Source organism: Delftia sp. UME58 (genome assembly GCF_014170385.1).
Taxonomy (GTDB): domain Bacteria; phylum Pseudomonadota; class Gammaproteobacteria; order Burkholderiales; family Burkholderiaceae_C; genus Comamonas; species Comamonas acidovorans.
The window spans coordinates 1-23,161 of the sequence record NZ_LZZV01000080.1; the positions used below are offsets into that span (position 1 = coordinate 1).

Here is a 23,161-nt window from a genome sequence, read left to right on the forward strand (position 1 = left end):
TGCTATCAGAACGCGCTGGCCGAGCGCGTCAACGGGATCTTGAAGATGGAGTTCCTGCTGCATCGGCCTGCCGATCTGGCCCAGGCCAGCCGGATGGTCCAGCAGGCCGTGCAGATCTACAACCAGGAAAGACCGCACCTGTCCCTAAAATTGAAAACGCCCGATGAGGTTCATCGGGCGTCTCTGGCCGGCTGGATTACGCCGGATCGGTGTCCTTCATAGGTGTCAACCTATGGCAGGACGGGTCAGGTGCCCAGCAAGAACTCAGTCTGCAGCGTGCATGCCTGCGAGCAGCTGATGCGCCGCCGCTTCCGGATCCTCTGCATTGACCAGCGCCCGCACCACGGCCACCGAGCCCACGCCCGTGGCGCGCACGGCCGGGAACTGGTCGGCCGAGATGCCGCCTATGGCCACCAGCGGATAGCGCTGCATCAGGCGCACATAGGCGCCCAGGCGCGCCAGGCCCTGAGGGGCCGTGGCCATTTTCTTGAGCGTGGTGGGGAAGACTGCGCCCAGTGCGATATAGCTGGGCTGCACGGCATGGGCACGCACCATTTCGGCATAGCCATGCGTGCTCACGCCCAGGCGCAGGCCCGAGGCGTGGATGGCCTGCAGGTCGGCGCCGGCCAGCCCGTCCAGGTCTTCCTGGCCTACATGCACGCCATAGGCGCCGGCATCGATGGCCTCGCGCCAGTGGTCGTTGATGAAGAGCAGGGCGTCCGTGCCTTCCACGGCGGCCACGGCGGCGCGCACTTCGCGCGCGATGGCGTCGCGGTCCTCGGACTTGAAGCGCAATTGCACGGTGGGGACACCGGCGCGGGCCATGCGGCCCACCCATTGCGCATCGGGCAGCACGCCGTACAGGCCCAGGGACCTTGGGCAGTCCGGGAAGGCCAGTGCCGCATCGGCGCCCTCCAGGCCGAAGTCGCGCGGATCGTCGGGCCATAGCGAGGCCTCGAAGCGGCCCCTGCGCAGCGTCTGCGCCTGCCAGGCGCAGGCCAGCGTCTCGGCGTCGATGGCAATGAAGCCCAGCGCGCTGCAGGCCTGCAGCGCCGCAAGATAGGCCGGCTCCTGGCTCCGTGCCTGCGGCACGGGCTGGGAGGGCAGGGCGGAGCCTTCAGGGGCGAAGGTGGCGCCGTGCAGGCGCACGATGGCATCTGCCCAGGACTGGATGGAGTCGTTGCTCATGGCCGGTCTCCTCAGCCGTGGTGCCAGAACGGCGTGCCCAGCACGGGCGTGCTGGGCTGGGCGGCAGATTGCTCGGCCATGGCGCCGGCGCGGTGGGCGGCGTGGCCGGCGTTCACGGCATCGGCAAAGGCGCCGGCCATGGCCACCGGGTCTTCGGACAGGGCCACGGCCGTGTTCAGCAGCACGGCGTCATAGCCCCATTCCATGACCTGGCAGGCATGCGAGGGCCGGCCCAGGCCCGCATCCACGATCAGCGGCACCTTCAGTCGCTCGCGCAGCGTCTGCATGGCGTAGGGGTTGACGGGGCCGCGGCCCGTGCCGATGGGCGCTGCCCAGGGCATGACGGCCTGGCAGCCCGCATCCACCAGGCGCTGGCACAGCACCAGGTCCTCGGTGGTGTAGGGCAGGACCTGGAAGCCGTCCTTGATGAGGATGGAGGCGGCCTCGACCAGGTTCAGCGTGTCGGGCTGCAGCGTGTAGTCGTCGCCGATCAGCTCCAGCTTGATCCAGGGCGTCTCGAAGACCTCGCGCGCCATCTGGGCCGTGGTCACGGCTTCCTGCACGGTCATGCAGCCGGCGGTGTTGGGCAGTACGGGCACGTTGAGCTTTCTGAGCAGCTCCCAGAAGCTGGCGCCGGTCTCGGCGGCATTGCTGCCCTGGCGGCGCAGCGAGGCCGTGACCATGGCCGGGCGGGCACGCTGCACGGCAGCTTCCAGCACGGCGGGCGAGGGGTAGCGGGAGGTGCCCAGCAGCAGGCGGCTGTCAAAGCGCTGGCCGTACAGGACCAGGCTGTCGTCGGAGGGTGAGGCGGAAGTCGTCATGGCGTGAGGCAATGGGAGAGTCGGATGGGGCATCAGCCGCCGGTCACGGGCGAGATCACTTCGAGGCGGTCGCCGTCGTTCAGCGCCTGCTCGGCATAGCGGGCCTTGGGCACGAAGACGGTGTTGATGGCCACGGCAAAGGGCGGGCGCGGCGCAAGCTGGGCCAGCGCGTCGGCCACGGTGGCGCCGTCGCGCAGTTCGGTCGCTTGCTGGTTGATGGTGATGTTCATGGCGGCTGAGGGGAAACGAAAGGCGGGTACGGAGGCTTGTTCGATCTTAGGCAGGGCCGGGTCTGGCGACCCTGCGTGCATGTCCGGTCTGTTGTGCGTGAAAGTGCCGTGCGTGCCGTTCAGGCGGCTGCCTTGTGCTGCGATGGCGCATGCTCGACGGCAACATCGAAGCGGCGGGCCAGTTCGGAATCACCGCCGTCGAGCAGCTCCAGCACCACGTCCAGCATGGCCGGCGCGATCATGAAGCCATGGCGGTACAGGCCGTTGACCTCCATCACGCGCGGCGCGCTCCAGCGCACGGCTGGCAGATTGTCGGGCAGGGTGGGGCGGCACTGGGTGGCGATCTCGACGATGCGGCCCTCGGCAAAACCCGGATGCACGGTGTAGGCGGCACTGAGCAGCTCCAGCGTGGAGCGCACGCTGGCCGGCGACATGTCGTCGGACTCGATCTCGGTGGCGCCGATGACGAAGAGGTGGTCCTCCTTGGGCGCAATGTAGATCGGGTAGCGCGGATGGATCAGGCGCGTGGGCCGCTGCAGCGTGACCTCGGGCGCATGGATGCGCACCACCTCTCCGCGCACGCCGCGCAGCGCAGGCCACTGGCCGCGTGCGCCCAGGCCCCGGCAGTCCAGCACCCAGTCGGGTTGGCCCGGCGTGCCGGGTTGGAAGTCGGCCAGCTCGCGCGGCTGGTTCCAGTGCTGCTCCACGCCCAGGCGGGTCAGCGTGGCGTGGAGCGCGGCCAGCAGCTGGCGATTGTCCAGCTGGCCCTCGCCCTGCAGGTACATGGCCTGGGCAAAGCGCCGCTCCAGCGCGGGCTCGCAGTCGTGCAGGGCCTGGTCGGCCAGCGGCTGCAGCGCGGGAAGGCTGGGGTTGATGCGGCGGTTTTTCTCCAGCAGGCCGAAGAAGCGCTGGGCATCGCCCGCGTCCTGGCGGTGCCAGAGGATGAGGGTGCCGTTTTGCTGGAAGAACACGGGCGCATCGAGCTGGGCCAGCAGTTCGGGCCAGCGCGTCAGGCCGTGCTGGCCCATGCGTACCACGCCCGGCTCGGTGATGGCCGATTCGGCCAGGGGCGCCAGCATGGCGGCTGCCACGCGGGCCGCTGCGCCATCGCCTTCTGGGCCGTGGGCGTCGTATACGGCAATGCCGTGGCCGCGACGGGCCAGCGCCAACGCCAGCAGCCGGCCCATGAGGCCGCCGCCCAGAATGGCGATGCGGGAAGAAGCTTGTAGAACGGACATGTGCATCTGGTGGTCAAGTGCGCCCATGCCCGTGGGACTGCCGGCCGGCTGTCCGCGCACAGGGCATGTGCTGGACAAAACGCGGCGTACCACCCCGATTGATTGAAACTCCCCACGCCAGCATGACCTGGATCGGGTGCAGGGGCACTGCGCGGCAAGATGCCTGTGGTGCAGGCTTGTGCGGCAGGGGGCTGGTCGCCCCGGGGCCCCAGGGTGTTTCTCAGTCACGCATCGGTGAGGCGGGCCAGGCCCTGTTTCACCGACGGGACACCCCTGTTTCGTCCGTCAGCAGGCATTACAGCACATCCCGCAGCTGCCGGTATTGACCATGCGCATGGGTGATAATTTTCGCCCATGACTGCCGACCACTCCCCTTCGACCGCCGCATCCCCCGAACCGGCTCCCGCCACGCGCAAGCGCTATGCCCGCGTACTCATCATCGCGGGCTCGGACAGCGGTGGCGGCGCCGGCATACAGGCCGACCTCAAGACCTGCAGCGCCCTGGGCTGCTACGGCATGACGGCCATCACGGCCATCACCGTGCAGAACACGCTGGGCGTCAGCGGCATCCACGGCATTCCCGTGGACATACTGCGCGGCCAGATCGATGCGGTGGTCGAGGACATCGGCGCCGACGCCGTCAAGATCGGCATGCTGGCCACGCCCGAGGTGGTGCAGGTGGTGGCCGATGCCATCCGCCGCCACCAACTGCGCAACGTGGTGCTGGACCCCGTGATGGTGGCCACCAGCGGCGACCGTCTGATCGCGCCGGAAACCGCCTCCGTGCTGGTGCGCGAACTGTTCCCGCTGGCCACCGTGGTCACGCCCAATCTGGACGAGGCGGCGCTGCTGCTGGGCCACTCCATTGATGGCATAGATGCACTGGACGGCGCCGTGCAGGAACTCCTGGCGTTGGGCGCGCCTGCCGCCTTGCTCAAGGGAGGGCACCTGTCGGGCGATCTGGTGGTGGACCTGCTGGGCCATGGCAACGGCCGGCGGCTGCGCCTGCAGTCGCAGCGTATTGCCACGCACAACGGCCATGGCACGGGCTGCACGCTGTCTTCGGCGATTGCCTCGCACCTGGCGCTGGGCCTGCCGCTGGAGGCCGCCGTGGCCCAGGCGCGCGAATACATCCTGGGCGCGATTGCGGCCGGTGCCGATGTGTTCACGGGCGCCGGCCATGGCCCGCTGAACCACGGCTATGCGCCGCGCGCGCAGGTCGTGGTCAACGGCTGAACGTCCAGCCAGACGTCCAGGTAATCAGCCCAGGTCACCAGCCCCAGGTCAGGCTGCGCGCCACCCAGCCCTTTTGGCCGTTGTCGCGCTGGACCTGGGCCCAGGAGCCCTGTTTCCTGAGCGTGCGCACCACTTCCATTTCAGCCAGCTTGCCCACCACGCGATGGTTCTGGCCCGGGCCGGCGCGCAGGTTGGCGGTGCGCCCGGTCACCACCATGTGCGGGGTCTTGCCAGTCAGCGGCGCATGCACCCAGCCCAGCGTGCTCTCGTTGTCCTTGACGCGCAGCCACTGGCCCTTGCGCTGCACCACCTGCAGCGGATAGCCCTTGCCCAGTTCCCACAGCGTGGCCGAGCGGGTGGTGGGCTGCTGCCGCACATTGACGCTGGCGCCCTTGACGCTGACGAACTCGCGCGCATGGGCGACGGCCGGGGCCAGGGTGGTGGTGAGGACGGCGAGGGCGGTGGCGGCTGCGGCCAGCCAGCGGGCGGCACGGCGTTGATTGCAAGGCACGGGAACGGGTCTCCTTTCGTTCGAGGTCGGCTGGCGCGCGGAGACTTTCCAGCGCGGGCCGAGCCCAGGGAAAGCGCGTGGGATCAGGCGATGCCGCTATAGTTCCTGAATGAAACTGACGGGCGGCACCCCGGGTTCGCCTGCAATCGCCCGGGCTTGCCGTACGCTTGCCGCACCACAGTGTTTTCCAGGAGGGCTTGTATGCACCATGCTGTTTCCCGATCCGGCGCGCAGGGCCGGCACGCGGCGATTCTGACGGCCTGCCTTGCGGCGGGACTGGCGGATGTCCAGGCGCAGGAGGCCCAGGCCGTTGCCGCAGCCGCCGAGGGCCGCGACGCGGCCAAGGCGCAGGAGGGTGTGGTGAACCGCCCCGAATTCGGCCCCGCGCTGCTGGCGGCCGCCCAGGCCGGCGAAGCGCTGCAGGTGCGCGACTGGCTCAAGCGCGGCGCGCCGGTGGATGTGCGTGATCCGCAGGGCAACACGCCGCTGCTGCTGGCCGTGCGCGGCAACCATGTCGAGGTTGCGCGCTCCTTGCTGGTCCACGGGGCCAATCCCAATCTCAAGAACGACCTGCAGGACAGCGCCTATCTGCTGGCCGGTGCCCTGGGCCGGCTGGAAATCCTGCGCATGACACTGTCGTATGGTGCCGACCTGCAAAGCGTCAACCGCTACGGCGGCACGGCGCTGATCCCCGCCTGCGAGCGCGGCCACGTCGATACCGTGCAGGCCTTGCTGGCGGCCGGTGTGCGGGCCGACCATGTGAACCGGCTGGGCTGGACCTGCCTGCTCGAAGCCGTTTTGCTGGGCGATGGTGGCCCGCGCTACCAGGACATCGTGCGCCAGCTGATCACGGCGAAGGCGGACCTCAGCCTGCCCGACAAGGACGGCGTCACGGCCCTGGCCCACGCCCGCCAGCGCAGCCAGCATGAGGTGGAGCGGCTGCTGCAGGAGGCGGGAGCGCGCTGAGCGGCGCCTGCGAAACGCCGCAAACCGGGTCTGGAGCTGCAGAACCGGACGGGTCTGATTGTCCTGGATGTCTATTGATGCAAATGATTGTCATTTACATCAAGGGCCATTGCCATGCGCACTTCAAGTACCAGACCGTTTGTCTCCACCCCTCACTCCTGCCTGTATTCCGCCCTTGCTGCGGCGCTGGTCACACCCGCGCACGCGCAGGAGGTGATCCCTGAGGATCGCCAGGTCCAGCTGGCGCCGGTCACCGTTTCGGGACCGCGCACCACGGGCTCGCGTACCGAGGCATCCGGCTCGGCCAAGTACGCCAAGCCGCTGCTGGATGTGCCCCAGACCATCACCGTGGTGCCAGGGCAGGTGCTCCAGGAACAGAACGCCCTGAGCCTGCAGCAGGCGCTGTCCAATGTGTCCGGCATCACCTTCAACGCGGGCGAGGGCGGTGCTGGCTCGGGCGACAGCATCAACATCCGCGGCTTCAGCGCCAATGCCAACCTGCAGATCGACGGGCTGCGCGACAGCGGTCAGAACAACCGCAGCGACCTCTTCAACATGGAGTCGGTCGAAGTCATCAAGGGCCCCAATTCGGTCTTCGGCGGGGCCGGCACCTCGGGCGGCAGCATCAACATGATCAGCAAGCAGCCCAAGGCCCATGACTTCACCGAGGCCGATGCAGGCCTGGGCATGGCCAGCTACCGGCGCCTCACGCTCGACGCCAACCGGGTGCTGGCTGGCGGCAAGGCCGCCATGCGCCTGAACCTCATGGGCCATGACAGCGACGTGGCCGGGCGCGACACCATCTTCAAACGGCGCTGGGGGGTGGCACCCTCGCTGGCTCTGGGATTGAATTCGCCCACGCGCGTGACTCTCGGCTTCTTCCACCAGAACGATGACAACCTTCCCGACTTTGGCGTGCCGGCCTTTCGCGGCAAGATGCTCGATGGCGTCTCGCGCAATGCCTATTTCGGCTGGCGCAACCTTGACCGGGAAAAGATCAGCCAGGATGCCCTGACCGCGAAGATCGAGCATGACTTCGGCTCGGGCGCCAGGCTGCAGAACCTCACGCGCTACTCGCGGCTGAGCCGCGACACCGTGATCTCTGCCTCGCATGTCGATCTCCGGGGCATGCAGCCCGGCTACTACCGGCCCGCAGGGCCGCAGGCCTACGGCCGCGATGCGGCCACCACCCTGTGGATCAACCAGACCAACCTGACGCGGCACTTCGATACCGGCGCCCTGGGCCATACGCTGGTCGCGGGCTTCGAGATCGCGCGCGAGACCTATGACCGCACCACCTCTTCCTACAACATCACCCGGCAGTTCCCTGGCGGCGGCTACCCGCTGGTCCGTCCGCCCGGATACTGGGCCGGCACCACGGATCTGCAAAACAGCGGAAGGAACGAAACCAGCCTGGACACCCGCGCTCTGTATGCCACCGATTCCATTGCTCTGGGTCCGCGCTGGGATCTGGGCCTGGGCCTGCGCTACGACTGGATAGACGGGCGCTCCCACGCCACCAATGCCGCTGGCGTGCGCACTTCGGTGGACAGCTCCGACGGCCGGCTCAGCGGGCGCACCGCACTGAGCTTCAAGCCCGCCGACAACGGCCGCATCTACCTGGCCTACGGCACGGCCTTCAACCCTTCCGCGGAATTCCTGGTCTCCACGGGCTCGGGCCTGGATGCGGCCACGGCCTCGCTGGCACCCGAGAAGAACACCAGCCTGGAACTGGGGACCAAGTGGGATGTGCTGGACCGCCAGCTGGCACTGACCGGCTCCCTGTTCCAGGTGGACAAGACCAATGCCCGCGAGCAGATGGCCGATGGCAGCTATCTGCTGGCCGGAGAGCAGCGCGTGCGCGGACTCGAGCTTGGTGCCGCAGGCAAGGTGACGCCGCAATGGGATGTCTTCGCCAACTACACCTTCATGGCCAGCAAGACCCTCAAGTCACTGAACGAGCCTGCGCGTGTGGGCCAGGCGCTGGGCAATACGCCGCGCCATTCACTGAACCTGTGGACCACTTACGCGCTGCCCGAGGGCTGGACGGTGGGCTATGGGGCGCGCTTCGTGGGCACCCGCAACGTGACCTCGTCTGGCGATGGAAAGCTGTCCGCCTACTGGGTGCACAGTGCCATGGTCGGCTATGAACTCAACCGCCAATGGAAGCTCAGGCTCAATCTCGACAACATCGGCAACAAGGCCTATGTGGCCGGCGTGCGCCAGCGCCTGGGCGAGCAGTCCCGCTCCTCGGCCATCGAATACGGCGAAGGCCGCACGGTCCGGTTGACGGCGCTCTACCAGTTCTGAACTGCCGGATTGCCGGGGCCCGACGCTCAGCGTATCGGCCGCAGGTAGCAATGCTTGCAAGCTGCCCCTCCGAGGGCAGCTTTTGTTTTCTTCAGGGTCGTCGGACAAAAAAAGAGCCCGCACAAGGCGGGCTGGTGATGGTCAGGCCGGCGGCAAAAACCGCCGACTCGTACGCATCTTACTGGATCTTGGCCTTTTCGCGCAGCGATTCCTGGAATTGCGCCAGCTTTTGCTGTTGCAGCTGCTGCACGATCTGGGGCTTGACTTCCTCGAACTTGGGCAGCTCTGCCTGACGTGCGTCGTCCAGGCGGATGATGTGATAGCCGAACTGGGTCTTGACCGGCTCCTGGGTCATGCCACCCTTTTCGAGCTTGACCAGGGCTTCGGAGAACTCAGGCACGTAGTTGCCGGGGTTGGCCCAGTCGAGGTCACCGCCACGGGCGCCGGATCCGGGGTCCTTGGACTCCTTCTTGGCGATGTCTTCAAACTTCTTGCCGGCCTTGATCTCGGCAATGATGGCCTTGGCGCGGTCTTCCGACTCGACCAGGATGTGGCTGGCCTTGTATTCCTTGCCGCTGTTGGCAGCGACGGCCTTGTCGTACTCGGCCTTGGCTTCGGCGTCGGTCACGGGGTTCTTCTTCTGGAAGTCCTCGAACAGCGCGCGGATCAGGATGGTCTGGCGGGCCAGTTCCATCTGCTGCTTGTAGGCTTCGCTGTTGGCCAGGCTGCGCTTGTTGGCTTCCTGCATGAAGATCTCGCGGGCGATGACTTCTTCCTTGATCTGCCCTTCCAGCTCGGGCGTCACGGGGCGGCCGCTTTGCTCGATCTGTTGCTTGAGCGCTTCGGCGCGTGCCTTGGGCACAGCCTTGCCGTTGACGACGGCGATGTTCTGGGCCGAGGCGGACAGGGCTGCGGTGCTCAGCACGGCGGCAGTCACCAGGCTGGTCAGAAGCTGTTTTTTCATGCGAATTCCAGATATGAAGGAAAAATTGATTCTATAGCGCGGATACGCAACAGGCTCCGAATCGTCGGAGCCTGTAAAAGTTCAAAGAACCTCGATGGCGATGGCGTGTGCGCCCTGGTCGATGAAGTCTTGCAGCGCATCATACACAAGGCGATGGCGTGCCACGCGCGGCTTGCCTTGAAACAAAGGTGACGCAATGCGCACGCGGAAATGCGTGCCGAAGCCGGTGCCATTGGCGCCCGCATGGCCGGCGTGCTGGTGGCTCTCGTCGATCACTTCCAGGTGATCGGGGGCCAGGCGCTCGTGCAGCACGGCCTGCATGGCTTCGGCGGTGATGGGCAGCGGATGGGCGGGGGTGCTCATGGCTGCTTGTCCTGCTGCACGCCGGACGGGGGCAGGACGTCGGGCGTAGCGGCTGCTGCCTCGCCCTTGTCTTCCTGCATGAAGCGGCTCATGTAGATGGCCTGGCCGATCACGAAGACCAGCATCAGCCCCATGCCGCCGAACAGCTTGAAGTTGACCCAGGTGTCGGTGTCGAAGCGGTAGGCGATGACCAGGTTGAGCGCGCCCATGACCGCGAAGAACGCCGCCCAGCTCCAGTTCAGGGTGCGCCATGCGTTGTCGGGCAGTTGCAGCTGTGCGCCCATGACCGAGCGCAGCAGGTTCTTGCGGAACACCAGCTGGCCTATCAACAGTGCGCTGCCCATGAGCCAGTACAGCACGGTGGGCTTCCACTTGATGAAGGTGTCGTTGTGGGCCAGCAAGGTGGCTCCGCCGAACAGCACGATCACGCCCAGGCTCACCCATTGCATGGGCTCGACCTTGCCGTGGCGCACGCGCAGATAGGCGATCTGGGCGATGGTGGCGACGATGGCCACGGCCGTTGCCGTATAGATGCCCCAGACCTTGAAGGCGACGAAGAACAGGATGATGGGGAAAAAGTCGATCAGTAACTTCATTGGAAGGTTTCGATGGGCTTGGAGTCAGGCATGGGGCCTGAGCTTGGCAGGCGCATTGTGGCGCAGCGGGCTGGCCAAGCATGGGTGCCGGGCCGCGCCTGCCTGGGGTTTTTGCGTGCCTAGGCCTTTGGAGGCTCGAATTCCAGGGATGCGGAGTTCATGCAATAGCGCAGTCCCGTATCGGACGGGCCATCGGGGAACACATGGCCCAGATGGGCGCCGCACTGGCTGCAGACGGTTTCGGTGCGCACCATGCCATGGCTGCGGTCCACGATTTCGGTGATGGCGCCGGGGATGGCGCGGTCGAAACTGGGCCAGCCGCAGCCGGCGTCGAACTTGGTGTCGGAGTCGAACAGCTTGCTGCCGCAGCAGATGCAGTGGTAGCTGCCATCGGCCCAGAACTGCTCATAGCGGCCGGTGAACGGGCGCTCGGTGGCTGCATGGCGTGTCACCTGGAAGGCGGCCGGTTCGGCGCCCTTGGCCTGCAGCTCGGCCTGCCATTCCTGTTCGGTCTTGTGGATGGGAAAGCTCATGATGAACAGCTGATCTCGATGGAGGAAGCCCAGTCGGGCGGGAAGCCTGCCCATTCGGCATGCTCGGCGTGGGGGGCGAACGGAGTCTGCAGCACGGCCAGCAATTGGCGCACGGGATCGAAGTCGCCCGCCTTTGCGGCGCGGATGGCCATCTCGCCCAGGTGGTTGCGCAGCACGAATCGCGGGTTCGATTCTTGCATCAAAGCAGCGGCCGCCGCGGCATCCGTGCCTGCCAGGTGCCGTGCGTAAAGGTTTGCCCAGCGGTCGAAGGCCTCGCGGTCCAGCACCAGGTCGCGCACGGGCTCGAGGTCGAGGTCCGTGCCGGCACCGGCACCGGCAGCCACCGCATCGGTCAGGCGGCTGAAGAAGATGGTGTAGTCCACCGCGTTGTCGGCCATGAGCTGCAGCAGCGGGTTCACTAGGGCGGCAAAGCGCCCCTCGGCGGGCGGCGTGCCTGGCGCATCTTCGGGCAGGCCCAGCTTGCGCAGCATGAGGGCGCCATAGGCCTGCGGGAAGACCTGCTTGTACGACTCCAGCGCCGCAATGGTCAGTTCCTCTTCGCCGATCAGCGGCAGCAGGGCCTGGCCCAGGCAGTAGAGGTTCCAGTAGGCCACCTGGGGCTGGCGGTTGAAGGCGTAGCGGCCCTGGGTGTCGCTGTGGTTGCAGATGTGGCCGGGGTTGAAGGCATCGAGGAACTGGAATGGCCCGTAGTCGATGGTCAGTCCCAGGATGCTCATGTTGTCGGTGTTCATCACGCCATGGCAAAAGCCCACGGCCTGCCAGTGTGCCAGCAGCCGCGCCGTGCGCTCGCTCACGGCCTGCAGAAAGTTGGCGTAGGCGTTGCCGGCCAGTGCCTCGGCCGTGCGGCATTCGGGGTAATGGCGGTCGATCACGTAGTCGGCGAGTTGGCGCAGAGGCGCTATCTGGTCGCGTGCCGCAAAGTGCTCGAAGTGGCCAAAGCGTATGAAGCTGGGCGCCACGCGCGCCACCACGGCGGCGGTCTCGATCTCTTCGCGGCGAATGGGGGCGGGCGATCCGGTGAGGCTCAGCGCGCGCGTGGTGGGAATGCCCAGGGCGTGCATGGCCTCGCTGCACAGAAACTCGCGGATGGACGAACGCAGCACGGCACGTCCGTCGCCCATGCGCGAATAGGGCGTGCGGCCCGCGCCCTTGAGCTGGATCTCCTGGCCCGAGGTCGTTTCGCCCAGGAGGATGGCACGGCCGTCGCCAAGCTGGCCGGCCCAGACGCCGAACTGGTGGCCGCTGTAGACGCTGGCCAGCGGTTGGCTGCCGGGCAGTACGGCATTGCCGGTGAGCGCCTGCAGGGCCTCGTCGGAGGCCAGCCATTGCGGGTCCAGGCCCAGCAGCTCGGCGGTGCCGGTGCTGGCGGCAATCCAGTGCGGCTCAGGCAGCGGCGTGGGGCGCAGATGGGTGAAGAAGTCCGGGCCCAGGGCGGCGAAGCCGTCTTGCCAGGAGATGTGAGGGCGTGGGGAGGTCGCCGGAGCCTGGCCTTCGGCGGCAGCATGCAGGTTCATGCGGGAATTGTCCCCCAGCGCCTATGCCCCGTGGGGCGCAAGGTTCATGCGCGCATTCACCCCATGCATTCACGCACGCAGTTGCTGCCGGTACTGGCCCGGCGGCATGCCGAACCAGCGGCGGCAGGCGCGAAAGAGGTTGCTCTGGTCCACAAAGCCCAGCAGGTCGGCCACCTCGGCCAGGCTGCGGCGTGGCTCGCCCAGGTACTGCAGGGCCAGCTCGCGCCGGGTTTCGTCCAGCAGTTGCTGGTAACTGGTGTCTTCGGCCTGCAGGCGGCGCTGCAAGGTGCGGTCGGTCAGGCCCAGCAGGCCGGCCACGTCTTCGCGGCGCGGCTCGCCCTGGGGCAGCAGGCGTGCAATCTCATGGCGCACGCGCGCGCCCACGCCGGCCTGGCCCAGGTGGTCGAGTTCGGTTTCGACCAGCTTTTCGTGCAGTGCCAGCAGTTCGGGGTTGTGCGTGGGAATGGGGGCGAGCAGGTCGGCCTCGGACAGCAGGAAGCGGTTCGCGTCCTCGCCGAAGCGCGGCAGCAGGCCGAAGGCCGCGCGGTAGGCGGCCTCGTGCGAGGGGGCGGGCGCCTCGGCCATGAATTCCACGGCCAGCGGCCGGACATCGCGCCGCGTCAGCCAGTTGCACAGCACCAGCAGCGTGAGCACGGCGAACTCCACGCGCTGGCGCGGCACGGGCCTTGTGGCGCCGATGTGGTGTATGGACAGCCAGTAGCCGCGCGCATCGCGCTCCAGCGTGAAGGACGTTGCGTCCGAGATCACGGCCATGTGGCGTTCCAGGTCGCGGAAGCCGGCCAGCAGGTGCGGGCCCGAAGCCAGCGAGTAGCCGACCAGATCGATGTTGCCGTGGCGCGCGGCCAGTTGCCGGTCCAGCCCCAGCGTGGGATTGGCGGACTGGGCCACGGCCAGCTCCCAGAGCCGGCTCACTCGGTCCACATCGGTACGGGCCTGCGAATGCTGCAGTGCGGCAAGGTCGATGTCGGCTGCGGCGCACAGGCTTTGCGGGGCCAGCCCTTCGGTGGCCATCATGTCCAGGATGCCGCGCACCCAGGCGGCGGAGCTGCTGCGCTGCGTTGTCATGGCCGGGTTTTCCTGGGCCATTCGGGGCGCTGTTTGCGTTCTGAAGTCACTGTTTTGGCGTGGTTGCGATAGCGGCGTTTTGCCGCGCTGTTCCTAGAATTTTTGCAGCGCGGCGAACGACTGCGCAGTGTGACCCATGGGCCCGGCGCGGCCCATACGGGAAACCCCAAAAACCATTCAGGAGACAAGCATGCGCACAGGACAGCGGTGGATGGCCGGCGGCATACGCCTGGCCGTGGCTTCAATGGCATTGTGGCTCGCGGCCTGCGGCGGCTCGGGCGGCGGCGGACCCGAACTGCGCGAGACGGTCTACGGCCCCTTGCGCGGCGTGGACGACGGCGCCGCCACCGGCACCTATTACTGGAAGGGCGTGCCCTTTGCCCAGGCGCCCGTGGGCGCGCTGCGCTGGCAGCCGCCGGCCGAGCCCAAGGCCTGGGAGGGCGTGCGCGAGGCGCGCCAGTTCGGCAATGCCTGCCTGCAGATCGGGCGCATGTACGGCCCGGGAGCCAACAACCGCTTCGACGACACCATCGCCTCCACCCTGGGCCAGCCCGTGGGCAGCGAGGACTGCCTGACGCTCAACATCTGGCGCCCGGCCAGCGGCGCCGAGAAGCTGCCGGTGCTGGTGTTCATCCACGGCGGCAGCGCCATCTCGGGCTATACGGCCGATCCGCTGTATGACGGCGCGGCCCTGGCGCGCGCCGCCAATGCCGTGGTGGTGACGGCCAATTACCGGCTGGACATCCTGGGCTACATGCACATGCCGCAGATGCAGGCCGGCGCGCCGGCCACGGGCAACTTCGCGCTGCTGGACAACCTGCAGGCGCTGCGCTTTGTGCAGCGCAACATCGCGGGCTTTGGCGGCGATCCGGGCAATGTCACCCTCATGGGCCAGTCGGCGGGTGCCACCAATGTGCTGGCGCTGCTGGCGGCAGAGTCGGCGCGCGGCCTGTTCCACAGGCTGGTGCCGGTCAGCGGCGGGCTGTCGCTGCCCTCCAACCTGCCGGCCGGCGTGCTGGCCACGCTCAAGCCGGCTTCGGCCTACGCCACCCAGTCCGCGCTGCTGCTGGCCCATCTGATGGTGGCCGATGGCCTGGCTGCCGATGTGGCGGCTGCGGCCGCGGTGTCCGCCGGCTGGACGCCGGCACAGGTTGCTTCCTATCTGCGCGGCAAGGATGCGCGCGTGCTGCTGCAGACCCTGGTGGCCAAGGGCCTGACGGGCGCGGGACCGATTCCCGACGGCCTGCTGCTGCCCACCGACCCCATGGCCGCGCTGGCTGCGGGCCGATACAACCGCATGCCGGTGATGGCCGGCTACACGGCCGAGGAGGGCAAGCTGTTCGCGCCGCTGCTGGCGGCGCTGGGCGGCAGGCCGGGCTTCAGGATCGACGATGCGGCGCGCTTTCGCATGATGCAGTCCTTCGATGCGCAGTCGCCGAACGCGCCGGGCCTGGCCGACATCATCGATGCCGCCTACCTGCCCGTCGATACGCCGGTCACCGGCTACAACGCCCGCATGGCGCAGCTTACCCATCTGTTCGCCGATCCCAGCCGCGACCAGTTGCTCAATACGCTGCGCACCCAGCAGGCCGAGGTCTGGAGCTACCGCTTCGACTGGGCGCGCCAGCCCGCGCCCTGGAACACCGTCTACGGCGCGGCCCATGCGTTCGATCTGCCCTTTCTCTTCGGCAACTTCGGGCCGTCCGTGTTCTCCCGCGTGACCAACAGCACGGCGAATGCGCCGGGCCGGCTGGCGCTGTCGAACGCCATGATGGCCAGCCTCAAGGCCTTCATGCAGACGGGCAATCCGCAGAACGCGGCCCTTGGCCAGACCTGGAAGCCCTGGCCATCCAGCCTGATCTTCGACGCCGAGCCGGGCGCGACCAGCATCCGATTGCAGTGAGAGGGCAGGCGAGCAAGCCCCAAGAGATAGCCAACAACAACGAAGGAGACAAGTACCCATGACAGTCAAGACCGTTTTCACACATGCCTGGCGCTGGCCGCTGGCGGGGGCCATTGCGGCCGCCGCCGTGGGCCTGGCCGCCTGCGGAGGAGGCTCGTCCGGCATGCCCGCGCCCATGGGGCCGGGTCAGCAATCGGGCTACATCACCCTGCCGGACGGCAGCAGGATGCGTTACTCGCTGCTGCTGCCCGAGGGGCAGGGTCCGTTCCCGCTGCTGGTCGAGTACGACGGCTATATCTCGGGCTCGTACCCCAACATCAGCAGTCCCTGGACCAGGGAAGGCTATGCGGTCATGGGGCTGAACGTGCCGGGCACGGGCTGCTCCACGGGGGAAGACCGGGTGTTCGACGCCACCGTGGGCGCGGCCGGGGCCTTTGCCATCGAGTGGGCCGGGCGGCAGGCCTGGTCCAACGGCCGCATCGGCATGATCGGCTACTCTTACTCGGGCTACAACCAGCTGTGGGTGGCGGCACACCGGCCCAAGGGGCTGCTGGCGATCACGCCCAGCAAGAACGTGGGCGATCCCTACCGCGACGTGGGCTATCCGGGCGGCATTGCCAACATCGGCTTTCCGGCGCAGTGGTGGAACGGCTTCCCGCGCATCTGGCGCACGGCCGCCGACCTGGCCGTGAAGAACGGCGGCGACACGGAATGCGCCAAGACCGTGGCCGACAACATCGAGAAGATCAAGCGGCCCGAGCTGGACCTGATCAAGTGGCTGGACAACCCCTATGCCGATGGCCTGTACCTGGAGCGCAGCGCCATGTTCCAGAGCGGCAAGATCAATATCCCCACGCTGGGAACGCAGTCCTGGCAGGACGAGCAGATCGGCCCGCGCTCGGGCTATTACGAGGACACCATTGCACCCGACAAGATGTGGCTGGTCAGCTCCAACGGCGACCACCATACGAACATCACCTCGGACCATATCGACCAGACCCTGAAGCGCTTCCTGGCGCGATTCGTCAAGGGCGAGGACAACGGCTTCGACAAGGAGCCGCGCGTGCGCCTGCTGCAGGAGATGCAGACCACGGACGCCAAGGCCCCCAATGGCGGCGCCAAGCTCATGCCCACGGGCGAGGCACGCTTTGACCGGCTGCCCGTCCCCGTCAAGCCGCTGCGCCTGTGGATGCAGCCGGGCCAGGTGCTGGGCGACAGCGTGCCCGCCTCAGGCACGGCTTCGTCCAGCTACCGCTATCCGGCCCTGAGTCCGCAGGTGAACAACCCGGCGGCCGAAGGCTGGCCCGCCGTGCCCGCGTCGGAAAAGGATGGCCAACTGGTCTTCACCACGGCGGCCCTGCCGCAGGACCTGAGTTTCTATGGCGAAGGCTCGGCCGACCTGTGGCTCAGCGCCACGGCCGCCAATACCGACATCCAGGTCACCGTGTCCGAGGTAAGGCCGGACGGGCAGGAAATGTTCGTGCAGCGCGGCTGGCTGCGTGCCTCCAAGCGTGCGCTCGACGAGAGCCGATCCACGGCGCTGCGTCCCTGGGGTGCCTACACACGGGACAAGGATGTGCCACTGGTTGCCGGCCAGCCCCAGTTGATGCGGGTGGAGATCCAGAAGTTCGCGCATGTGTTCCGTGCCGGTTCAAGCATTCGCGTGACAGTCGATTCGCCATCTCAGACCGGATACTGGATCTTCGGCAACGACAAGACGCCGTCCACGAACACGCTGTGGCATGACGCGGCGCACGCCTCCAGCATCGTCCTAGGGTATATCCCATACGAGCATGCGAGGACGCTGCCGAGTTGCGACAAGACAATGCGTCAACCATGCCGGAAAAACGATGCGCCTGTCCCTGCCGGGATCGGCCCCAGGGCGCCGGCCTGAGCCACCCTCCATGCGGACAGCGGCATCGCGCACCGGGGCCCCGGCCTCGTGCGGATCCGCGGTCCGCAGTTCACGACGTTCACGAAGTTCAATCACCTTAGGAGCCTTTAGATGCTGGGTCTGATGCAAAGCCAACCACTGTTGATCTCGTCGCTGATCGACTTCGCCGACCGCCACCATGGCGATGCGGAGATCGTCTCGCGCAGGGTGGAGGGCGATATCCATCGCTACACGTACCGCGACCTGGCACGGCGCTCGCGCCAGCTGGCGAACACGCTGGACGGCCTGGGCCTGCAGCCCGGCGACCGCGTGGCCTCGCTGGCCTGGAACGGCTACCGCCACATGGAGATGTACTTCGGCGTCAGCGGCTCGGGCCGCGTGCTGCATACGGTCAATCCGCGCCTGCACCCCGACCAGGTGGCGTGGATCATCAACCACGCGGAAGACCGCGTCATGTGCTTTGACCTGACCTTCCTGCCCATCATCCAGGCCGTGCATGCCAAATGCCCCACGGTGCGCCAGTGGGTGGCGCTGTGCGATGCGGACCGCCTGCCCGCCGACAGCGGCATTCCGGGCCTGGTCAGCTACGAGGCCTGGATCGCCGGCCAGTCCGACCAGTACCAGTGGCCCGAATTCGACGAGAACACGGCCTCCAGCATGTGCTACACCAGCGGCACCACGGGCAACCCCAAGGCGGTGCTGTACAGCCACCGCTCCACCACGCTGCACGCCTACGCGGCCGCGCTGCCCGATGTGATGTGCATATCGGCGCGCGACTCGGTGCTGCCCGTCGTGCCCATGTTCCACGTCAACGCCTGGGGCATTCCCTACTCGGCCGCGCTCACGGGCTGCAAGCTGGTGTTTCCCGGCCCGGCGCTGGACGGCAAGTCGCTGTTCGAACTGATCGAGGCCGAGGGCGTCACCTACGCGGCCGGCGTGCCCACGGTCTGGCAGATGCTGCTGGGCCACATCAAGCCCAACGGGCTGCGGTTTTCCACGCTCAAGCGCACGGTGATCGGCGGCTCCGCCTGCCCGCCGGCCATGATCACGGCCTTCCAGGACGACTTCGGCGTGGAGGTGCTGCATGCCTGGGGCATGACCGAGATGAGCCCGCTGGGTACGCTGTGCACGCTCAAGAACAAGCAGCTGCAGCTGCCCAAGGACGAGCAGATGAAGATCCTGCAAAAGCAGGGCCGCGCCATCTATGGCGTGGACATGCGCATCGTGGACAGCGACGGCACGGACCAGCCCTGGGACGGCAAGAGCTATGGCGACCTGCTGGTGCGTGGCCCCTGGATCGTGGACAGCTACTTCAAGGGCGAAAGCCCGCTGGTCAAGGACGCGCAGGGCCGCGGCTGGTTCCCCACGGGTGACGTGGCCACCATCGACCCGGACGGCTTCATGCAGATCACCGACCGCAGCAAGGACGTGATCAAGTCCGGCGGCGAGTGGATCAGCTCCATCGACATAGAGAACATCGCCATGGCCCACCCGGCCGTGGCCATGGCCGCCTGCATCGGCATGCCGCATCCCAAGTGGGACGAGCGCCCCATCGTCGCCGTGGCGAAGAAGCCCGGTGCCGAGGTGACGCGCGAGGAACTGCTCAAGTTCTACGAAGGCAAGACCGCCAAGTGGCAGATCCCCGACGACGTGGTCTTCGTCGATGCCATTCCGCTGGGCGCCACCGGAAAAATGCTCAAGACCCGGCTGCGCGAGCAGCTGGCCGGCTACCGGCTGCCGGGGCTTTGAGCCGTTGCGGGCGGCCACCGGGCCAGGGCATGCGGGGGCATGTCCTGGCCGGGGCGGCCGGTCCGAGTCTCGTCGGCGATAGCCGCTAGGGGCAATCACCGATCAGGGCAGGGCACATGGGCCATTACCCTGGGCCTCGCCCAGAAACCACCACAAGAGGAGACGCTTCATGAAGTTTGCGATCAAGGCATTGACGGCATCCCTGGCCCTGGCTTGCGCCACGGGCGCCATGGCCCAGAAGGGCGAGACGGTGAAGGTTGCGTGGATCGACCCGCTGTCCGGCCTCATGGCCGCGCTGGGGTCCAACCAGCTCAAGAGCCTGCAGTACATCGCCGAGGAGCTCAACAAGGGCACGGCCTCGGGCGTGAAGTTCGAGATCATCGGCATCGACAACAAGCTCAGCCCGCAGGAAACCACGGCAGCCCTGCGCTCGGCCATGGACCAGGGCGTGCGCTACGTCTTCCAGGGCAATGGCTCGGGCCCGGCCCTGGCCATCATGGATGCGCTGGAAAAGCACAACGCGCGCAACAAGGGCAAGGAGGTCGTCTACCTCAACTACGCGGCCGTGGACCCGGACCTGACCAACAGCAAGTGCAGCTACTGGCACTTCCGCCTGGATGCCGATACCTCCATGAAGATGGAGGCCTTGACCACCTACATGAAGGACGTGCCCGAGATCAAGAAGGTCTACCTGATCAACCAGAACTACTCGCACGGCCAGCAGGTCTCCAAATACGCCAAGGAGATGCTCAAGCGCAAGCGCCCCGACGTGGAAATCGTGGGCGACGACTTCTCGCCGCTGGCCCAGGTGCGCGACTTCGCGCCCTACATCGCCAAGATCAAGCAGTCGGGTGCCGACTCGGTGATCACGGGTAACTGGGGCTCGGACCTGGCGCTGCTGATCAAGGCCGCCAGCGACGCGGGCCTGAACAACGTCAAGTTCTACACCTACTACGCCATCGCCACCGGCGCGCCCACGGCCATGGGCGCGGCCGCCGCCGACAAGGTCTACATGGTGGGCTACGGCCACATGAACCTGCCCGGCCCGCTGGACCGCATCACCAAGGGCTACAAGGCCAAGTTCAACGACGACATGTACACGGGCTCGCTGTACTCGGGCCTGACCATGCTGGACCAGGCCTTCCTGCGCGCCAAGACCACGGACCCGGCCAAGGTGGCGGCCACCATGGAAGGCATGAAGTTCAACAGCCTCAACGGCGAAGTGGAGATGCGCAAGAGCGACCACCAGCTGCAGCAGGGCCTGTTCATCGCGCGCTGGGAAAAGGCCGGCGGCAAGTACCCCATGGATTCGGAGAACACCGGCTACACCTTCGTGCCCGTGAAGTACTACGAGCCCTATGTGGCCAGCACGCCGACATCCTGTGAGATGAAGCGACCCTCCTGAAATGAAAAGCCTCCCCCTGAGCGGCTGCGCCGCTTCCCCCTCTCTCGCTTCGCGGGAGGGGGACGGCACCCTCGGTGCGGGGCGGCCCTTCCTCGGTGCCTCATCGTTGCGACAGGCCTGTTTCTGGCTGATCGCCATGGCTCATTGATATACGGGAGAACGCATTACTTCGCAAAGGGGCGCGAGGCGCCCCTTTTTTTGCCCGAAATCAGGCAAAACACGGTTTTCTGGCCTGATCGATGGCGATCTGTCGCCAATGTGTCCAGGGCCGCAGCCAAGTCGCATGCGCGATAGTTTCTAAGGCATTCCCCAGAGGGAAATTGTCATTCAGGCGTTAGTCTGGCGCCAATACAGATATACGAATCAACCGGAAAAAGGAGACAGAAAAATGAAGTGGATCGTGCATTCGGTGGCCGCCTCGGCCATGCTGGCCTGTGCATCGGGCGCCTGGGCGCAAAAGGGCGAGACGGTGAAGATCGGCTGGATCGATCCGCTGTCGGGTCTGATGGCCGCCGTGGGCACGAACCAGCTCAAGACCTTCCAGCTGATGGCCGAGGAGTTCAACAGGAAAAATGCCTCGGGCGTGAAGTTCGAGATCATCCCGCTGGACAACAAGCTCAGCCCGCAGGAGACCACGGCCGTGCTGCGTTCGGCCATGGACCAGGGCGCACGCTACGTGGTGCAGGGCAACGGCTCGGGCCCGGCCCTGGCCATCATGGATGCGCTGGAAAAGCACAACGCGCGCAACAAGGGCAAGGAGGTCGTCTACCTCAACTACGCGGCCGTGGACCCGGACCTCACCAACAGCAAGTGCAGCTACTGGCACTTCCGCCTGGATGCCGATACCTCCATGAAGATGGAGGCCTTGACCACCTACATGAAGGACGTGCCCGAGATCAAGAAGGTCTACCTGATCAACCAGAACTACTCGCACGGCCAGCAGGTCTCCAAATACGCCAAGGAAATGCTCAAGGCCAAGCGGCCCGACGTGCAGGTGGTGGGCGACGACTTCGCGCCGCTGGCCCAGGTGCGCGACTTCGCACCCTACATCGCCAAGATCAAGCAATCGGGCGCCGATACGGTGATCACGGGCAACTGGGGCTCGGACCTGTCGCTGCTGCTCAAGGCCGCCAACGACGCGGGCCTGAACAACGTCAAGTTCTACACCTACTACGCCTTCGGCTCGGGCTCGCCCACGGCCATGGGCGCGGCCTCCGACGGCAAGGTCTATACCGTGGGCTATGGCCACTACAACATGGGCGGCGCCATCCAGCCGCTGATGGCCGAGTTCAAGAAGAAGATGAACGACGACCTCACGCAAAGCTCGATCTACCACGTGTTCGCGCTGCTGGACGCGGCCTTCGTCAAGACCGGCGGCACCGACCCCGTCAAGGTGGCGGCCGCGCTGGAGGGCATGAAGCTCAAGAGCTTCAACGGCGAAGTGGAGATGCGCAAGAGCGACCACCAGCTGCAGCAGGGCCTGTACATCACGCGCTGGGAAAAGGCCGGCGGCAAGAACCCGTATGACGCAGAGAACACGGGCTACACCTTCGCCCCGGTGAAGTACTACGAGCCCTACGTGGCCAGCACGCCCACCTCCTGCCAGATGAAGCGCCCGTCCTGAGAGCGGCCCGCACCGCTCCCTGTCCCCAACGCACCGAGACCAAGGCCTTTCGATGACGCTTGAGTTCTTCACCATATCGCTGCTCAATGGCGTGAGCTATGGACTGCTGCTGTTCATGCTCAGCTCGGGGCTGACGCTGATCTTCAGCATGATGGGCGTGCTCAACTTCGCCCACACCAGCTTCTACATGCTGGGCGCGTACTTCGGCTACACGCTCAGCGGCATCATCGGCTTCTGGGGCGCGCTGTTCGTCGCGCCCCTGCTGGTGGGCGCGCTGGGCGCCATGTTCGAGCGCTACAGCCTGCGCCGCGTGCACAAGTACGGCCATGTGCCCGAACTGCTCGTGACCTTCGGCCTGTCCTATCTCATCCTGGAGATGGTGCAGCTGGTCTGGGGCCGGGGCACCGTGCCCTACGGCCTGCCGCCCGCGCTGCAGGGCCCGCTGTTCACGCTGTACGGCACGCAGTTCCCGCGCTCGCGCTCCTTCGTGATGCTGCTGGCGCTGCTGATGCTGGTGGCCGTCTGGCTGCTGCTGACGCGCACGCGCATCGGCCTGGTCATCCAGGCTGCGCTCAAGAACCCCGAGATGGTGGAGGCGCTGGGCCACAACGTGCCGCGCGTGTTCATGATGGTGTTCGGCGGCGGCTGCGCGCTGGCGGGGCTGGCCGGCGTCATCGGCGGCAACACCTATGTGACCGAGCCGGCCATGGCCATGTCGGTCGGCTCCATCATCTTCGTGGTGGTGGTGGTCGGCGGCATGGGCTCGCTGGCGGGGGCTTTCGTGGCCTCGCTGCTGATCGGCGTCGTGCAGACCTTTGCCGTGGCCATCGACTGGTCGCTGGCCAGCGTGCTGACCTCGCTGGGCAGCCCGGTCGGCGAACAGACCTTTGGCTGGCCACTGCTCAAGCTCACCATTTCCCAGGTGGCGCCCATCCTGCCCTACCTGTTCCTGGTGCTGATCCTCATCTTCCGGCCCAAGGGCCTCCTGGGCACGCGGGGAGATTGACGC

Annotated in this window: 21 protein-coding genes; 10 read left to right on the top strand and 11 right to left on the bottom strand. The window is 66.8% G+C overall.

From position 1 onward, the window contains the following. On the top strand, positions 1–222 hold a 222-nt coding region (locus tag A9976_RS19690; protein WP_183020399.1), incomplete at its 5' end, for an integrase core domain-containing protein. Positions 223–264: 42 nt separating this feature from the next. Here the strand turns inward: A9976_RS19690 and thiE are convergent. The 4 genes from thiE to A9976_RS19710 all read right to left on the bottom strand — a co-directional run bounded on the left by thiE (position 265) and on the right by A9976_RS19710 (position 3,477). Next, positions 265–1,188: a thiamine phosphate synthase gene (gene thiE / locus A9976_RS19695; protein WP_183020400.1), complete on the bottom strand. Its 924-nt coding sequence runs from the start codon at positions 1,186–1,188 to the stop codon at positions 265–267. Positions 1,189–1,199: 11 nt separating this feature from the next. Then, entirely contained in the window at positions 1,200–2,009 is an 810-nt protein-coding gene (locus A9976_RS19700; RefSeq protein WP_183020401.1) for a thiazole synthase, read from the bottom strand. Between the two features lie 32 nt (positions 2,010–2,041). Then, entirely contained in the window at positions 2,042–2,239 is a 198-nt protein-coding gene (thiS, locus tag A9976_RS19705) for a sulfur carrier protein ThiS (protein WP_183020402.1), read from the bottom strand. A 119-nt stretch (positions 2,240–2,358) separates the two neighbouring features. Beyond that, on the bottom strand, positions 2,359–3,477 hold the full coding sequence (locus A9976_RS19710; RefSeq protein WP_183020403.1) for an FAD-dependent oxidoreductase: 1,119 nt from the start codon (positions 3,475–3,477) through the stop codon (positions 2,359–2,361). A gap of 354 nt (positions 3,478–3,831) precedes the next feature. On the opposite strand from A9976_RS19710, the gene thiD reads away from it, so the two are divergent. Beyond that, positions 3,832–4,713, top strand: a complete 882-nt coding sequence (gene thiD, locus A9976_RS19715; RefSeq protein ID WP_183020404.1) for a bifunctional hydroxymethylpyrimidine kinase/phosphomethylpyrimidine kinase — start codon at positions 3,832–3,834, stop codon at positions 4,711–4,713. Positions 4,714–4,747: 34 nt separating this feature from the next. On the opposite strand, the gene A9976_RS19720 is transcribed toward thiD, so the two are convergent. Beyond that, positions 4,748–5,224 (bottom strand): SH3 domain-containing protein, encoded by a 477-nt coding sequence (locus tag A9976_RS19720; RefSeq protein WP_183020405.1) that lies wholly within the window; start codon positions 5,222–5,224, stop codon positions 4,748–4,750. A gap of 201 nt (positions 5,225–5,425) precedes the next feature. Here A9976_RS19720 and A9976_RS19725 point away from each other — a divergent pair, with 201 nt between their 5' ends. Both A9976_RS19725 and A9976_RS19730 read left to right on the top strand, forming a co-directional pair. Then, positions 5,426–6,190 (top strand): ankyrin repeat domain-containing protein, encoded by a 765-nt coding sequence (locus A9976_RS19725; protein ID WP_012205134.1) that lies wholly within the window; start codon positions 5,426–5,428, stop codon positions 6,188–6,190. Between the two features lie 114 nt (positions 6,191–6,304). Beyond that, positions 6,305–8,500 carry a TonB-dependent siderophore receptor gene (locus A9976_RS19730; protein ID WP_183020406.1) on the top strand — a complete coding sequence of 732 codons (2,196 nt, stop codon included), beginning with the start codon at positions 6,305–6,307 and terminating at the stop codon, positions 8,498–8,500. 178 nt (positions 8,501–8,678) lie between these two features. On the opposite strand, the gene A9976_RS19735 is transcribed toward A9976_RS19730, so the two are convergent. The 6 genes from A9976_RS19735 to A9976_RS19760 all read right to left on the bottom strand — a co-directional run bounded on the left by A9976_RS19735 (position 8,679) and on the right by A9976_RS19760 (position 13,577). Beyond that, positions 8,679–9,464: a peptidylprolyl isomerase gene (locus A9976_RS19735; protein WP_183020407.1), complete on the bottom strand. Its 786-nt coding sequence runs from the start codon at positions 9,462–9,464 to the stop codon at positions 8,679–8,681. An 81-nt stretch (positions 9,465–9,545) separates the two neighbouring features. Beyond that, positions 9,546–9,827 (bottom strand): BolA family transcriptional regulator, encoded by a 282-nt coding sequence (locus A9976_RS19740; RefSeq protein ID WP_183020408.1) that lies wholly within the window; start codon positions 9,825–9,827, stop codon positions 9,546–9,548. Beyond that, on the bottom strand, positions 9,824–10,423 hold the full coding sequence (locus A9976_RS19745; protein ID WP_183020409.1) for a septation protein A: 600 nt from the start codon (positions 10,421–10,423) through the stop codon (positions 9,824–9,826). The genes A9976_RS19740 and A9976_RS19745 overlap by 4 nt, the downstream gene beginning before the upstream one ends. A gap of 119 nt (positions 10,424–10,542) precedes the next feature. After that, positions 10,543–10,956, bottom strand: a complete 414-nt coding sequence (gene msrB, locus A9976_RS19750) for a peptide-methionine (R)-S-oxide reductase MsrB (protein WP_012205139.1) — start codon at positions 10,954–10,956, stop codon at positions 10,543–10,545. Further along, a complete protein-coding gene (locus A9976_RS19755) occupies positions 10,953–12,491 on the bottom strand; it encodes a YdiU family protein (protein ID WP_183020410.1) in 1,539 nt (512 codons plus the stop codon). Before A9976_RS19755 ends, msrB begins: the two co-directional genes overlap by 4 nt. Before the next feature lie 69 nt (positions 12,492–12,560). Next, a complete protein-coding gene (locus A9976_RS19760) occupies positions 12,561–13,577 on the bottom strand; it encodes an AraC family transcriptional regulator (protein WP_183020411.1) in 1,017 nt (338 codons plus the stop codon). Positions 13,578–13,767: 190 nt separating this feature from the next. Between A9976_RS19760 and A9976_RS19765 the strand changes: the two genes are divergently transcribed. From A9976_RS19765 to A9976_RS19790, 6 genes are all read left to right on the top strand, one after another. After that, the gene (locus A9976_RS19765; protein WP_183020412.1) at positions 13,768–15,480 is read left to right on the top strand and encodes a carboxylesterase/lipase family protein; all 1,713 of its coding nucleotides are present in this window, start codon (positions 13,768–13,770) and stop codon (positions 15,478–15,480) included. Positions 15,481–15,538: 58 nt separating this feature from the next. Next, positions 15,539–17,374 carry a CocE/NonD family hydrolase gene (locus A9976_RS19770; RefSeq protein ID WP_183020413.1) on the top strand — a complete coding sequence of 612 codons (1,836 nt, stop codon included), beginning with the start codon at positions 15,539–15,541 and terminating at the stop codon, positions 17,372–17,374. 111 nt (positions 17,375–17,485) lie between these two features. Next, positions 17,486–19,123 carry a 3-(methylthio)propionyl-CoA ligase gene (locus A9976_RS19775; RefSeq protein ID WP_183020414.1) on the top strand — a complete coding sequence of 546 codons (1,638 nt, stop codon included), beginning with the start codon at positions 17,486–17,488 and terminating at the stop codon, positions 19,121–19,123. Positions 19,124–19,292: 169 nt separating this feature from the next. Next, positions 19,293–20,528 carry a branched-chain amino acid ABC transporter substrate-binding protein gene (locus tag A9976_RS19780; protein WP_183020415.1) on the top strand — a complete coding sequence of 412 codons (1,236 nt, stop codon included), beginning with the start codon at positions 19,293–19,295 and terminating at the stop codon, positions 20,526–20,528. 388 nt (positions 20,529–20,916) lie between these two features. Continuing rightward, positions 20,917–22,152 (top strand): branched-chain amino acid ABC transporter substrate-binding protein, encoded by a 1,236-nt coding sequence (locus A9976_RS19785; protein WP_183020416.1) that lies wholly within the window; start codon positions 20,917–20,919, stop codon positions 22,150–22,152. Between the two features lie 52 nt (positions 22,153–22,204). Then, positions 22,205–23,158, top strand: a complete 954-nt coding sequence (locus A9976_RS19790; protein ID WP_183020417.1) for a branched-chain amino acid ABC transporter permease — start codon at positions 22,205–22,207, stop codon at positions 23,156–23,158. Positions 23,159–23,161: the final 3 nt, after the last annotated feature.

Coding starts and splice junctions, on each gene's coding strand:
- A9976_RS19755 (WP_183020410.1), bottom strand. CDS start 12,491: ATGAACCTGCATGCTGCCGCCGAAGGCCAGGCTCCGGCGACCTCCCCA.
- A9976_RS19730 (WP_183020406.1), top strand. CDS start 6,305: ATGCGCACTTCAAGTACCAGACCGTTTGTCTCCACCCCTCACTCCTGC.
- A9976_RS19710 (WP_183020403.1), bottom strand. CDS start 3,477: ATGTCCGTTCTACAAGCTTCTTCCCGCATCGCCATTCTGGGCGGCGGC.
- A9976_RS19740 (WP_183020408.1), bottom strand. CDS start 9,827: ATGAGCACCCCCGCCCATCCGCTGCCCATCACCGCCGAAGCCATGCAG.
- A9976_RS19785 (WP_183020416.1), top strand. CDS start 20,917: ATGAAGTGGATCGTGCATTCGGTGGCCGCCTCGGCCATGCTGGCCTGT.
- thiS (WP_183020402.1), bottom strand. CDS start 2,239: ATGAACATCACCATCAACCAGCAAGCGACCGAACTGCGCGACGGCGCC.
- A9976_RS19770 (WP_183020413.1), top strand. CDS start 15,539: ATGACAGTCAAGACCGTTTTCACACATGCCTGGCGCTGGCCGCTGGCG.
- thiE (WP_183020400.1), bottom strand. CDS start 1,188: ATGAGCAACGACTCCATCCAGTCCTGGGCAGATGCCATCGTGCGCCTG.
- A9976_RS19790 (WP_183020417.1), top strand. CDS start 22,205: ATGACGCTTGAGTTCTTCACCATATCGCTGCTCAATGGCGTGAGCTAT.
- A9976_RS19700 (WP_183020401.1), bottom strand. CDS start 2,009: ATGACGACTTCCGCCTCACCCTCCGACGACAGCCTGGTCCTGTACGGC.
- A9976_RS19765 (WP_183020412.1), top strand. CDS start 13,768: ATGCGCACAGGACAGCGGTGGATGGCCGGCGGCATACGCCTGGCCGTG.
- thiD (WP_183020404.1), top strand. CDS start 3,832: ATGACTGCCGACCACTCCCCTTCGACCGCCGCATCCCCCGAACCGGCT.
- A9976_RS19725 (WP_012205134.1), top strand. CDS start 5,426: ATGCACCATGCTGTTTCCCGATCCGGCGCGCAGGGCCGGCACGCGGCG.
- A9976_RS19775 (WP_183020414.1), top strand. CDS start 17,486: ATGCTGGGTCTGATGCAAAGCCAACCACTGTTGATCTCGTCGCTGATC.
- A9976_RS19780 (WP_183020415.1), top strand. CDS start 19,293: ATGAAGTTTGCGATCAAGGCATTGACGGCATCCCTGGCCCTGGCTTGC.
- msrB (WP_012205139.1), bottom strand. CDS start 10,956: ATGAGCTTTCCCATCCACAAGACCGAACAGGAATGGCAGGCCGAGCTG.
- A9976_RS19745 (WP_183020409.1), bottom strand. CDS start 10,423: ATGAAGTTACTGATCGACTTTTTCCCCATCATCCTGTTCTTCGTCGCC.
- A9976_RS19735 (WP_183020407.1), bottom strand. CDS start 9,464: ATGAAAAAACAGCTTCTGACCAGCCTGGTGACTGCCGCCGTGCTGAGC.
- A9976_RS19760 (WP_183020411.1), bottom strand. CDS start 13,577: ATGACAACGCAGCGCAGCAGCTCCGCCGCCTGGGTGCGCGGCATCCTG.